The sequence below is a fragment of the Citrobacter werkmanii genome (assembly GCF_008693645.1).
Lineage (GTDB): Bacteria > Pseudomonadota > Gammaproteobacteria > Enterobacterales > Enterobacteriaceae > Citrobacter > Citrobacter werkmanii.
This window is the reverse complement of the sequence record NZ_CP044101.1, coordinates 1,558,307-1,570,684: the sequence shown is the minus strand read 5'-3', so window position 1 is coordinate 1,570,684 and position 12,378 is coordinate 1,558,307. Positions and strand designations below refer to the sequence as shown.

The following is a 12,378-nucleotide window of genomic DNA, read 5'->3' as shown; positions in this document are numbered from 1 at the left end:
CTCATATTAAGCAAGAAGGCCAATAGCGTCACGCAAAACAGAGTTCATGTGCCGGGATACGTTCAACATCGCAATTATCGCTACCACCACGATCGACCGTCAGGAAATCGGTCACGGTTTGCCAGGCAAACAGCGGGTGATGCCAGACGTTTCGGTGGTAATTCACCCCCTGTTGACCATTGGTGATAAAGGCTTTTAAGGTGGAAAGATCGGGTTTGTCCTCACCAAGTGCGACAATCACCACAAACGCTTCGCCCTTCATGGGCATAAATGCCTGGGTACCCAGCGGGTGGCGCTCCAGTTCATGCACAATAATAGGCATCGCTGCCGGTTGCGCGCGGTTAATGCTGATGAGCGTTCGGTCCTGCTCAAGGATCTCCACATTAGCCAGATCGTGATAACGTTCAACCAACCCATCATTGATATGAAAAAAATCACGTTTATGGGTTTCGATGACATCGCCATAGGCGCTGAACGTGTGCTGATTTAACGGTAATACCTCAAGTTTCATCATCTTTTCCTTGTAACTGAATTCCTCTGAACCGCAGCCAGAACAGTTAGCGGCTTCAATATCATGCAATCTAAAACCTTCGGGATTTAACATCAACACAAAAGTTGGAATATTTTTCCAAAATTCGATTTAGACCACAATTTAAACAAGGCCATTATGTAAAAATACTTATAAATCAGAGAACAAGAAATCAGGCTTGCGGAAGAGCATTCAGGGAGTAGCTGACGATGTTTGATCCAGAAACACTGCGTACTTTTATTGGCGTAGCCGAAACAGGGAGTTTCTCCAGGGCGGCGGATCGCTTGTGTAAAACCACGGCCACCATCAGCTATCGCATTAAGCTTCTGGAAGAAAATACCGGGGTTGCTCTGTTCTTTCGCACCACCCGCAGCGTTACGTTAACCGCCGCGGGCTCGCATCTTCTTTCTCAGGCAAAGGACTGGCTCGCCTGGCTGGACAGCATGCCCAGCGAATTACAGCAAGTGAACGACGGCGTAGAGCGTCAGGTGAATATCGTGGTCAACAACCTGCTGTATAGCCCGCAAGCCGTCGCTCGCCTGTTATCCTGGCTTAACGCCCGCTATCCCTTTACTCAGTTTCACTTTTCCCGGCAAATCTATATGGGCGTCTGGGATTCACTGCTGTATGAAGGATTTTCTCTGGCCATCGGCGTCACGGGTACTGAACCAATGGCCAACACTTTTACCCTCGATCCTTTGGGGTCTGTTCAGTGGCGATTTGTTATGTCGGCGAATCATCCATTGGCAGACGTCAGTGGTCCATTAACGGAAGCGCAGTTGCGCCGTTTTCCGGCGATCAACATTGAAGACAGTGCGCGCACCCTGACCAAACGGGTCGCGTGGCGGCTTCCCGGCCAAAAAGAGATTATTGTCCCGGACATGGAAACCAAAATTGCGGCGCATCTTGCTGGGGTGGGTATCGGCTTTGTTCCGCAACCGCTGTGCCAGCCATTGCTTGATAACGGGCAACTGGTCAGTAGCATTATTCCTACTATGCGCCCCCCTTCACCCTTAAGTCTCGCCTGGCATAAGTTTGGCGCAGGTAAGGCTGTGGAAGATATTGTGACGTTATTTACGCAGCGAAAACCAGAAATCGCCGGATTTTTAGCAATTTTCAACAATGCACGCGATTGAAAATCAAGTCATCCTGCTCTTTGGCGCGTAAAATGATACGCAAGATGATTTGAGGTTTCGTTTTTTACTATGCAAGACACACAAACAGCACAGGACTATCGCGCGATTCTGCTCGCCGGTACGCCTATTATCGATGTACGCGCCCCCGTCGAATTTCAACAAGGCGCGATGCCGGGCGCAGTCAATCTCCCCTTAATGAACGATGACGAACGCGCCGCCGTCGGTACCTGTTATAAACGTCAGGGGCCTGAGGCTGCGCTCGAATTGGGCCATCAACTGGTCTCGGGTGAAACCCGCCAACAGCGCATGTACGCCTGGCAGGATGCCTGTCGTCAACACCCAAAAGGATATTTATGCTGCGCGCGCGGCGGTCAGCGTTCGCATATTGTGCAGCAGTGGCTGCACGAGTCCGGCATTGACTATCCGCTGATACAGGGCGGTTATAAGGCTCTGCGCCAGGCGGTCATACGGATAACGGAAGAATTGGTGCAAAAACCGATCGTCTTAATTGGCGGCTGTACCGGGAACGGTAAAACGCAACTGGTTCAACAGCAGCCGAACGGTGTGGATCTCGAAGGACTGGCGCACCATCGCGGTTCCTCGTTTGGACGTACCGTAGAGCCGCAGCTAAGCCAGGCGAGTTTTGAAAACCTGCTGGCAGTCGAAATGCTCAAAACGGACAGCCGACAGGATTTGCGCCAGTGGGTGCTGGAAGATGAAGGCCGGATGATCGGCGCTAACCATCTGCCCGAATGCCTGCGCGAGCGCATGACCGAGGCGTCCATTGCGGTGGTGGACGATCCTTTTGAGCTGCGTCTGGAGCGCCTGCGCGAGGAGTATTTCGTGCGCATGCACCACGATTTTACCCACGCTTATGGTGAGAGCCTGGGCTGGCAGGAATACAGTGAGTATCTGCACCACGGCCTGTTCGCTATTCGCCGTCGTCTGGGGTTACAGCGTTTTACCGAGCTGACCGCCCTGCTTGACGTGGCTCTGCGCGAACAGCAGTCGACGGGCAGTACCGACGCCCACATGGGCTGGCTGGTGCCGTTGCTCAACGAGTATTACGACCCGATGTATCGCTATCAACTGGAAAAGAAAGCCGCGAAAATCGTCTTTCGCGGCACATGGCAGGACGTTGCCGGATGGCTTAACGCACAGTAATTAATGCCTGTCGCGCTTATCCGCGCGTTTCGCCAGCCAGTCGCCCAGCACCTGCACGACCTGCACCAGAATAATCAGCGCGACAACGGTGACGATCATGACCTGGGTTTCATAGCGGTAATAACCAAAGCGAATCGCCAGGTCACCTACCCCGCCGCCGCCGACAATCCCGGCCATCGCGGAGTAACCGATCAGGCTCACCAACGTGATCGTCAGTCCACGCAACAGTCCCGCGCTGGCCTCCGGCAACAACACGGTGCAGATGATGCGCATCGGGGTGGCGCCAAACGCTTCCGCCGCCTCAATAATGCCTTTATCCACTTCACGTAGCGCGCTATCCACCAGCCGGGCATAAAAAGCAATCGCCGCCACGGAAAGCGGCACGGAGGCGGCAATCGGTCCGATGGTATTGCCGAGCAAAAACTGGGTGAGCGGTAGCAGCAGCACCAGCAGGATCACAAACGGTACCGAGCGGATAATATTTACCAGCACGGAGCTGAGCAGATACACAAAACGGTTCTGCCAGAATAAATGCCGATCGGTGACGAAAATTAGAAAACCGAGCGGCAAACCGCCAATAATCGCCAGCACCGTTGAGATGCTCAGCATCTGGAAGGTTTCATTAAACGCCAGCGTCAAATCAGGCAATAAATCATCCACGAATCACCTCCACTTGAGCAGTACGTTGACGAATATGTTCCACGGCGACATCCACCGCAGAAGGGTTATGCGGCGCGGTGAGTTGTACCACCAGAATCCCCAGCGCGCGTTCGCCGATATATTCAATTTTGCCGTGCAGAATGTTCACCGCCACGCCAAATTTAACCGCAACTTCTGACAGCACAGGCTGTTCCGCCGAATCGCCGATAAAAAGAATTTTCAGCAACTGGCCGGGCAGATGCTGGCGCAGACGCTCAGGTAGCGTCAGATTGAGGGTATGCGACACCAGTTGCTGGGTGAAGGCGTGCTGTGGGTGAGCAAAAACGTCAAACACCTCCCCGGACTCCACCACCTTGCCGCCTGACATCACCGCCACGCGATCGCAAATCGATTTGATCACGTTCATCTCGTGAGTGATCAGCACGATCGTGATCCCCAACTGTTGGTTGATCTGCTTAAGCAGCGCCAGAATCGTGGCCGAGGTTTCGAGATCTAACGCGGAAGTGGGTTCATCACACAGCAACACATCCGGATGATTAGCAATCGCACGGGCAATACCCACGCGCTGCTTCTGACCACCGCTGAGCTGAACCGGAAAACGGTTCGCCTTATCAGACAGTCCGACCAGCGCCAGAATCTCGGTGACGCGTGGAGCAATCTTGCTGCGTTCCCACCCGGCAGCTTTCAGACTAAAGGCGACGTTTTGCGCCACGGTGCGGGTATGCATCAGATTAAAGTGCTGAAAAATCATGCCAATGCGCTGACGCGCTTTACGTAACTGAGTGCCTTCCAGCGCAGAAACTTCTACGCCGTTCACCTTCACACTTCCCTTGCTCGGACGCGTTAAGGCGTTCAAGGTGCGCAGTAGCGTACTTTTCCCCGCGCCGCTGGTCCCGACAATACCAAATATCTCGCCCGCGCCAATATGCAAGCTGACGTCATCAACCGCCCGGGTTGAGGGTCCACGGCCTGCGGTAAAATCCACGCAAACCTTTTCTATCTCAATCATATCCACCTCAGAAATGCGAAAAGGGCAGTCGCCGCTGCCCCTGTTAACCCTTGCATGCAGCGATTATTGGGCTGCCGACATCCATTCCGGTTTCTGGAAAGCGCTGTAGATGTTTTGCGGATCGTCGATCACCGCGCGATACGCCGGAGACTTCACCGCTTCAACAATATCTTTCGCGAACGGTTTATCCGCATCTTCACTGCGTACCGCAATGATATTTTTCAGGTTTTCATCCAGATGCTCTTGCTTGATGGCGCTGGAAAGATCCAGTTTTGCCGCCACGGCAAAGTTACCGTTGACCAGCGCGCCGGTCACACCGTCCAAAGTACGCGGCAGTTGCGCCGCTTCCAAGGGTTTAAACACCAGCCCTTTCGGGTTGCTGGCGATATCACGCTCGGAGGCTTTCGTGGGATCGATATTGTCTTTGATGGTGATAAGGCCAATGGATTGCAGGAAACGCAGACCGCGGGCCAGGTTGGTCGGATCGTTGGACAGCGTGATCACATCCCCTTTTTTCAACTCATCCAGACTTTTGATTTTGTGCGAGTAAAACCCCATCCCGGCCGTCGGGACCACAATCAGCTTGCTCAGCTTCAGTCCTTTATCGGCGGTGAATTTGTCAAAATAGAGCGAGTGCTGGAACAGGTTGGCATCAATGCTGCCGTTGGAGAGCGCCATATTCGGCTGCACGTAGTCGCTGAATTCGCGCACCACCACCTTATAGCCTTTCTCTTTCAGCGTAGGGGCAATAGCCTGTTTCACCATATCGCCGTACGGTCCAGGCGCGACGCCAAACACGATGGTATGCGGGTCACTGTTCGCATGAGCAAATTGTAAGCCGCAGGCCAGTAACAGCGCCCCGGTCGCGACGCGTAAACTCTGACGCAATCCCATATTTTCTCCATTTTAACGTTGTGGTGTCATGTCTCACGCCGTTCATGCGGCGTTGTTCTCGTTGGCCTGATAACAGGCAGATTTCTAACATGACACAGATCACAACCCGCTGTCCTTGAAATTATTTCATGATGTTGCGAAGTATGTCGTTGAATGTGCAAGGAAGGTGCTTATGCGTTTTTCGGCAACGGAGAGTAAAAAACCGGATAACGCCCTGGCTACCCGGCTTTGGAAGGAAAATTGACTTAGAAGTCGTAACGCAGACGCACCAGGTTCATATCGCCCAGATTGTCGGTGCTGGAGGTAAAGACGTGTTCGTAATCCACACGGAAACCGTAATCCAACTGGAAGCTGATACCCACACCGTTGTCGGTACGCAGATAGTTACGACCATTCACGTATTCGATACGATCGCCCATAAAGTACGGCTGAACAGATTTCAGCGCATACTGACCAATCGGGAAGGTATAACCCGCGAAGTATTCCAGACCCCAGGCATCACCGGCAAAGTAGTCGTTAACCGAAACTTTTTTGGTGGTCATGAAGTTTTGATACCAGCCGCCGCCCATTGAGAAGGTCCAGTTATCCGGTTTCCAGCTCAGTGCGGTACCGACGATGTTTTGATCGTAGGTTTTGCTGGTGTCGCCACGCATTTCCGCACGGGTGTAGTTCCACGCCGTACCCCAGGTCAGGTCATCGGTGATGTGGTAATCCACACCCAACGAGCCGCCGCCTTTACGCTTGTAGCGCAGGCCGTTGTTCGGGTTGTAATCATCGCTGAACAGATAAGATGCGTAGAGATCAACATCCCCCACCGTTTTCTTATACTTCAACGATTTACGTGTACGATAGGAACCGTCATAGTCGCCATTGATACCGTTACCTGGCGCCTGACCGATCATATCGTAATCCCAGATATCCGTTTTCGCCCCGACCACATCATAGTAAATACTGTTCTGTTGGCCGAAGGTCAGCGTACCCCAGGTCGCGCTCTTCAGACCGGTGTACAGCATACGACGCGTGGTATCGTTGGCGCCGTCAGCGTAGTGATTATCCCAGTTGAACATGGCCGGGAAGTTAACGCCCAGCTCGTAGTAGCTCACCCAACTGATATCATCAAACAGATAATAGTCTGCGGCGAAGCGGAAACGCGTCCCGCCGTCGAAGCCATTACGTTTGTAGCCATTCTTACCATCGTCACCGGCCATATTCTGGAACTGCGGACGAATACTCCCGCCGACGGTGAAGTTAAGACGGCTCAGCGGATCGCCCGCCTGCGGATCTTGTTTCAGGACCGTGATTTCCGCCTGGGAAGCGAAAGTCGTTAATACCACTGCTGCGCCGATCGATACCGCCAGCGCCGTTTTTTTTATAGTCATTATTTGTACCTTGATAGATAGCCTGCCAATTATTAAGCATACAAATATTAACGTTTATTAATACACTCGTGTTGTTGGGTTTTTATTGTTCTGTGCTGTTAAATATCAAGGGGTTATCAATTTGTGCTACATAGATAAAAAAACGCACCGATTTAAAAAACCGGTGCGTAATCATCACTGGCAGGAATTAATTACTGAACTGACGGAACAGCGCTTTACCTTTAAGCAGTCGTGAACCGAGCCATCCGCCGCATAAAGAGAGGAGCAATGCCCCACAAAGCGGCAACACAACCCACAGTCGCCAGTCTGGCTCCCACGGGAAGTCAAATACGCGGGTTTGCAATACAGCCAGCGCGGTTTCCGCACCGATGGCCGCCACCAGCCCGGCGACCATCCCGAGCATAGCGAACTCGCACCACAGCGTGGTACGCAGCAATTTCTTGCCTGCTCCCAGCGTGCGCCAGACCACCAGTTCCTGATGACGTTGACGCATCCCCACCTGAACCTGCGCCAACAGCAACAACATGCCGCAGGCGGTAACCAGCACCACCATCACTTCCAGCGCTCTACTTACCTGCTCCAGCACCTGGCCCACCTGTTTGAGGATGGCGCCAATATCCAGCAGGCTGATGGTCGGGAATTCGCGGTTAAGCTGCGTCAACATGCCGTTGCCGTTCTCCCAACGAAAGCTGGTTAACCAGCTCTGGGGCTGATCGTCCAGCGCCCCGGAAGGAAAAATAAAGAAGAAGTTAGGCCGCAGGCTTTCCCAGTCCACTTTACGCAGGCTGCTGACCGTGGCGCTGAAATCCTGGGTATCGCCCATAAAAGTCACCCGATCGCCGAGCTTCACGTTTAGCCGCTTCGCCAGCCCTTCTTCCATCGACACTTCCCCCGCTTTCGGCGGCCAGCTTCCGGCGGTTATCGGGTTATGATCCGGGCGGGTATCCTGCCAGGTCAGATTAAGTTCGCGGTTAAGCGCCTCATCCTGATTTCCTTCGGTCGGCTTATCATTAATGGCTGTCAGACGCGCACGTACAATGGGATAGAACGATTCCGGGATCACCTGATGTTCCGACAGGAATGACTTCAGCGGTACAACCTGCTCACTGGCAATGTTGATCAAGAAATAATTTGGACTTTCCGGCGGCATTTGCTGCTGCCAGCGATCGAGCAGATCGCCGCGCAGCACCAGCAGCAGCGCCAGCAGCATAAATGAAAGTGAAAATGCCGACAGTTGACTGAGCGTTGACCACGGCTGGCGCAACAGTCGACTGACCGCTAAACGCAGCGGCAGCGAGGTGAGCGTCAGACCACGCAGCACGTTAAGCAGCATCCAACCGAGCACGCCGCACACCAGCGCCAGTACTACCGCACCGGCCAGCACAGCCCATAACAGCAGGCTTCCGCCCATCAGTCCAGCGAGCAGGACGACCACAACAACCAATACCACCGGCAAATAAAACTTCAGCGGCCAGACGTTTGCCACCACGTCACGGCGTAACACACGTAGCGGCTGCGTCGCCAGCAGTAGCCGATAAGGACGCAACCCTACCAACAGCGAAATTACCGTCATGGTGCCTAAGGCCCACAGCCACGGCCAGGGGCTGGCGGGCGGCAGATCGCCGGGCAGGACCGGCCTGAGTAACACCACCAGCGCGTGCTCAAACAACAGCCCGAAAAGCCCACCGGTCACGCCAGACAACGCCAGCACCATCAACCATTGACCAACAATCAGCCTACGCAGTTGCGCTCTGCCCGCGCCGAGGGTTTTCAGTATAGCCACCAGATCGTAACGGCTGCGGCAATAATGGCTCATCGCCACAGCAACCGCAGCGACCGCCAGCAGCAGCGTTAACAGCGCCGACAGCAGCAGAAACTGTTGTGAACGTTCAAGTGATTTCCCCAGCGCGCCTTCATCCTGCTCCAGCCCGTACCAGCGCTGTTCAGGCTTTAGCTGCGGAAACAGCCATTTTTCGTACGCGTCCAGTTGCTGCGGCGTTCCGCCAAATTTATAGCGCCATGTCACGCGGCTTCCCGGCTGGACCGCCGCCGTTTTTTCGACATCCGCCATGCTCATCATCAGGCGCGGCGCTATCTGGAACGGATTAAAACCGGAATCTGGCTCCTGCACCACCTCGCCGGCGATGCGCAGCGTGGCGTCTCCGACGTCAATGGAATCACCGATTTTTAGATTGAGCAGCGCCATCAGGCGTGGGGCCAGCAGCACCGAACCCGGCTGCGGTTTCAGCCCCGGCGGATTGGTCTGCAACGTGCCGTACATCGGATACACATCATCTACCGCTTTGACGTTCGCCAGCTGCGGCGTGTCACGGGCAAAAGTCATGGTCGCGAAAGTCAGCTGCTCGCCGACTTTCAACCCCCGCTGCCGCGCCTCGTCAATCCACGCTTTCGGCACGGTACGTGAACTTTGCAGCGCGCGATCTCCCGCCATAAACTCGCGGCTTTGCTGGCTCAGCCCTTTTTCCATACGGTCGCTGATGTTGCCCAGCGCCAGTACGCAGGCTACCGCCAGGCTCAGCGCCAGCCAGACAATCAGTAATGAAGGCGAGCGCCATTCGCGCCAGAACCAACGGGCAATCATGCCTCCTCCTGCAACTGTCCATTCACCAGACGTAAGCGCCGATCGCAACGCGCCGCCAGCTGCGGGTCATGCGTCACCAGAATCAGGGTGGTGCCGTGTTCCCGGTTCAGAGAAAACAACAGGTCGGCAATTTTGTCTCCGGTCTGGCGATCGAGGTTGCCCGTCGGCTCATCGGCAAACAGCACATCCGGACGCCCGTTAAAGGCCCGTGCCAGCGCCACGCGCTGCTGCTCCCCGCCGGAAAGCTGGGCCGGAAGATGATCCAGACGTTTTCCCAGCCCAAGTTGCTCCAGCAACGTTTTGGCCCCGTCGCGGCTTTTACCACTATTTTCGCCACGCAACAGCGCGGGCAGTTCGACGTTTTCCAGTGCGTTCAGGGTCGGGATTAACATGAATGACTGGAAAACGAATCCCACATGTTTTGCCCGCAGCTGTGCCCGGGCTTCTTCATCCATGGTATGTAGCGCCTGCCCCACCAGACTCACTTCACCGCTGGAACCATCGTCCAGCCCGGCGAGGATCGCCAGCAGCGTGGATTTCCCCGATCCCGACTCGCCAATCAGCGCAATGGTCTCGGCGCGTTTGACAACCAGTTCAACTCCGGTAAGGATGGATAGCTCATGATCACCCTGACCGACGGATTTCTTAAGATGATGAACTTCAACAATGTTTTCCGCTGGCATTGGCCTTTCCTGTTCCTGGTCCTGTTAACTTTCCGCGCCGCCGCTGCGGACACGTTATTAATTCTGGGTGACAGCCTGAGCGCCGGATACCGTATGTCCGCCAGCGCCGCATGGCCTGCGCTACTTAATGATAAATGGCAAACCAAAACGCCGGTGGTGAATGCCAGCATTAGCGGCGACACCTCGCAGCAGGGCCTGGCCCGTCTGCCTGCATTACTCAAGCAGCACCAGCCGCGTTGGGTACTGGTCGAACTTGGCGGCAACGATGGCCTGCGCGGCTTTGCGCCTGCGCAAACCGAACAAACCCTGCGCACGATTTTGCAGGACGTGAAAGCGGCAAATGCCGAACCGCTATTAATGCAAATTCGTCTGCCGGCAAACTACGGTCGCCGTTATAATGAAACCTTTAGCGCGATTTATCCAAAGCTCGCCAAAGAGTTTGATATCCCTCTGCTGCCTTTTTTTATGGAAGAGGTTTATCTGAAACCCCAGTGGATGCAGGATGATGGTATTCACCCTAATCGTGACGCCCAGCCGTTTATTGCCGACTGGATGGCGCAACATCTCACTCCTCTAGTTAATCACGACTCGTAATTCAACGGAGATCCTGACAGGTAAAGTTATGCAAAAATCGGTCTTAATAACAGGATGTTCCAGCGGAATCGGCCTGGAAAGCGCACTTGAGCTAAAGCGCCAGGGTTTTCAAATTCTGGCCGGCTGCCGCAAACCTGACGATGTCGCGCGTATGAACAGCATGGGATTCACCGGCGTATTGCTGGATCTGGATTCACCCGAAAGCGTGGATCGCGCCGCCGATGAGGTGATCGCCCTGACCGATAATCGTTTATATGGGATCTTTAACAACGCCGGATACGGCGTCTACGGCCCACTGCCCACGATTAGCCGCGAGCAGATGGAGCAGCAGTTTTCCGCCAACTTCTTTGGCGCGCATCAGCTCACCATGCGCCTGTTGCCCGCCATGCTACCTCACGGCGAAGGACGCATCGTGATGACCTCCTCGGTAATGGGATTGATCTCCACACCGGGACGTGGCGCCTATGCCGCCAGTAAATATGCGCTGGAAGCCTGGTCCGACGCGCTGCGTATGGAGCTGCGTCACAGTGGGATTAAGGTCAGCCTGATTGAACCGGGCCCCATCCGCACCCGTTTTACCGAAAACGTCAACCAGACGCAAAGCGATGCCCCCGTGGAAAATCCCGGCATTGCCGCGCGGTTTACGCTGGGACCACAAGCGGTTGTCGCCAAAGTGCGTCACGCGTTCGAAAGCGACAAACCGAAGCTACGTTATCCGGTTACGCTGGTGACCTGGGCCATTATGCTGCTTAAACGCCTGCTGCCAGGCCGCATAATGGACAAAATTTTACAGGGTTGAGTTGAAGCTCGCGCGTCAGCCCCCATGTAACAAGAAATCGACAAAAGAGAGTAACTCCATGTCCACACAGAATATTGTTAATATTAATGAATCGAACCTGCAGCAGACCCTTGAACAGTCGATGACCACACCGGTCCTGTTCTATTTTTGGTCTGAGCGCAGCCAGCATTGTCTGCAATTAACGCCGGTGCTGGAGAGCCTTGCCGCCCAGTATAATGGTCAGTTTATTCTCGCTAAGCTCGACTGCGACGCCGAACAGATGATCGCCTCCCAGTTTGGTCTGCGCGCGATCCCCACTGTTTATCTGTTCCAGAACGGTCAGCCGGTAGATGGCTTCCAGGGTCCGCAGCCGGAAGAAGTTATTCGTGCGCTGCTGGAGAAAGTGCTGCCGAGCGAAGAAGAGCTGAAAGCACGCCAGGCTATCGAGTTTATCGAAGCCGGTAATCACGCGGATGCGCTGCCGCTGCTGAAAGAAGCCTGGCAAATCTCCAACCAGAGCAGCGAAATCGGCCTGCTGCTGGCGGAAACGCAAATCGCCCTCAATCGTTCTGACGATGCCGAAGCGGTGCTGAAAACGATTCCGTTACAAGATCAGGATACCCGTTATCAGGGGCTGGTGGCACAGATTGAACTGCTGAAGCAGGCGGCGGATACGCCGGAAATCCAACAGTTGCAGCAACAGGTTGCCAGCAACCCGCAGGATGCCACGCTGGCCACGCAATTAGCCATTCAACTGCATCAGGTCGGACGTAACGAAGAATCGCTGGAATTGCTGTTCAGCCACCTGAAGAAAGATCTTACCGCTGCCGACGGTCAGGCGCGTAAGACCTTCCAGGAGATCCTTGCCGCGCTGGGAACCGGCGATGCGCTGGCTTCGAAATACCGCCGCCAGTTGTACGCGCTGCTGTACTAATCCGTTTGATTTTGCC

At 54.6% G+C, this 12,378-nt stretch carries 12 protein-coding genes; 5 read left to right on the top strand and 7 right to left on the bottom strand.

The features are described from left to right. Nucleotides 1–28: 28 nt before the first annotated feature. Nucleotides 29–511 (bottom strand): ureidoglycolate lyase, encoded by a 483-nt coding sequence (gene allA, locus FOB24_RS08060; RefSeq protein ID WP_038638430.1) that lies wholly within the window; start codon nt 509–511, stop codon nt 29–31. A gap of 227 nt (nt 512–738) precedes the next feature. Between allA and allS the strand changes: the two genes are divergently transcribed. Together allS and mnmH are read left to right on the top strand one after the other, a co-directional pair. Beyond that, nucleotides 739–1,665, top strand: coding sequence for an HTH-type transcriptional activator AllS (gene allS / locus FOB24_RS08055; protein ID WP_038638428.1), 927 nt, complete (start codon nt 739–741; stop codon nt 1,663–1,665). A 69-nt stretch (nt 1,666–1,734) separates the two neighbouring features. After that, entirely contained in the window at nt 1,735–2,829 is a 1,095-nt protein-coding gene (gene mnmH / locus FOB24_RS08050) for a tRNA 2-selenouridine(34) synthase MnmH (protein ID WP_150344755.1), read from the top strand. Here mnmH and FOB24_RS08045 read toward each other — a convergent pair whose 3' ends face one another. From FOB24_RS08045 to ybbA, 6 genes are all read right to left on the bottom strand, one after another. Next, entirely contained in the window at nt 2,830–3,489 is a 660-nt protein-coding gene (locus FOB24_RS08045) for a methionine ABC transporter permease (protein WP_137346936.1), read from the bottom strand. It abuts the gene before it with no gap. Continuing rightward, a complete protein-coding gene (sfbB, locus tag FOB24_RS08040) occupies nt 3,482–4,498 on the bottom strand; it encodes a virulence-associated ABC transporter ATP-binding protein SfbB (protein ID WP_150344754.1) in 1,017 nt (338 codons plus the stop codon). Before sfbB ends, FOB24_RS08045 begins: the two co-directional genes overlap by 8 nt. Nucleotides 4,499–4,561: 63 nt before the next feature. Continuing rightward, the gene (locus tag FOB24_RS08035; RefSeq protein WP_038638419.1) at nt 4,562–5,392 is read right to left on the bottom strand and encodes a MetQ/NlpA family ABC transporter substrate-binding protein; all 831 of its coding nucleotides are present in this window, start codon (nt 5,390–5,392) and stop codon (nt 4,562–4,564) included. Between the two features lie 245 nt (nt 5,393–5,637). Further along, complete coding sequence (locus FOB24_RS08030) at nt 5,638–6,771, bottom strand: porin (RefSeq protein WP_150344753.1); 1,134 nt, start codon at nt 6,769–6,771, stop codon at nt 5,638–5,640. A 187-nt stretch (nt 6,772–6,958) separates the two neighbouring features. Then, nucleotides 6,959–9,373, bottom strand: coding sequence for a putative ABC transporter permease subunit YbbP (gene ybbP / locus FOB24_RS08025; RefSeq protein WP_150344752.1), 2,415 nt, complete (start codon nt 9,371–9,373; stop codon nt 6,959–6,961). Beyond that, on the bottom strand, nt 9,370–10,056 hold the full coding sequence (ybbA, locus tag FOB24_RS08020; RefSeq protein ID WP_038638411.1) for a putative ABC transporter ATP-binding protein YbbA: 687 nt from the start codon (nt 10,054–10,056) through the stop codon (nt 9,370–9,372). The genes ybbP and ybbA overlap by 4 nt, the downstream gene beginning before the upstream one ends. Between ybbA and tesA the strand changes: the two genes are divergently transcribed. The 3 genes from tesA to FOB24_RS08005 are packed head-to-tail and all read left to right on the top strand — an operon-like array spanning nt 10,024 to nt 12,362. Next, entirely contained in the window at nt 10,024–10,650 is a 627-nt protein-coding gene (gene tesA / locus FOB24_RS08015) for a multifunctional acyl-CoA thioesterase I/protease I/lysophospholipase L1 (protein WP_003021850.1), read from the top strand. The genes ybbA and tesA overlap by 33 nt on opposite strands. A 28-nt stretch (nt 10,651–10,678) precedes the next feature. Continuing rightward, the gene (locus tag FOB24_RS08010) at nt 10,679–11,449 is read left to right on the top strand and encodes an SDR family oxidoreductase (protein WP_150344751.1); all 771 of its coding nucleotides are present in this window, start codon (nt 10,679–10,681) and stop codon (nt 11,447–11,449) included. Between the two features lie 58 nt (nt 11,450–11,507). Beyond that, on the top strand, nt 11,508–12,362 hold the full coding sequence (locus FOB24_RS08005) for a co-chaperone YbbN (RefSeq protein ID WP_263364656.1): 855 nt from the start codon (nt 11,508–11,510) through the stop codon (nt 12,360–12,362). Nucleotides 12,363–12,378: the final 16 nt, after the last annotated feature.

Bases quoted from the DNA above. Each gene is read 5' to 3' on its own strand.
- FOB24_RS08035 (WP_038638419.1), bottom strand. From the start codon at position 5,392: ATGGGATTGCGTCAGAGTTTACGCGTCGCGACCGGGGCGCTGTTACTG.
- allS (WP_038638428.1), top strand. From the start codon at position 739: ATGTTTGATCCAGAAACACTGCGTACTTTTATTGGCGTAGCCGAAACA.
- ybbA (WP_038638411.1), bottom strand. From the start codon at position 10,056: ATGCCAGCGGAAAACATTGTTGAAGTTCATCATCTTAAGAAATCCGTC.
- mnmH (WP_150344755.1), top strand. From the start codon at position 1,735: ATGCAAGACACACAAACAGCACAGGACTATCGCGCGATTCTGCTCGCC.
- FOB24_RS08030 (WP_150344753.1), bottom strand. From the start codon at position 6,771: ATGACTATAAAAAAAACGGCGCTGGCGGTATCGATCGGCGCAGCAGTG.
- ybbP (WP_150344752.1), bottom strand. From the start codon at position 9,373: ATGATTGCCCGTTGGTTCTGGCGCGAATGGCGCTCGCCTTCATTACTG.
- allA (WP_038638430.1), bottom strand. From the start codon at position 511: ATGAAACTTGAGGTATTACCGTTAAATCAGCACACGTTCAGCGCCTAT.
- FOB24_RS08010 (WP_150344751.1), top strand. From the start codon at position 10,679: ATGCAAAAATCGGTCTTAATAACAGGATGTTCCAGCGGAATCGGCCTG.
- sfbB (WP_150344754.1), bottom strand. From the start codon at position 4,498: ATGATTGAGATAGAAAAGGTTTGCGTGGATTTTACCGCAGGCCGTGGA.
- tesA (WP_003021850.1), top strand. From the start codon at position 10,024: ATGATGAACTTCAACAATGTTTTCCGCTGGCATTGGCCTTTCCTGTTC.
- FOB24_RS08005 (WP_263364656.1), top strand. From the start codon at position 11,508: ATGTCCACACAGAATATTGTTAATATTAATGAATCGAACCTGCAGCAG.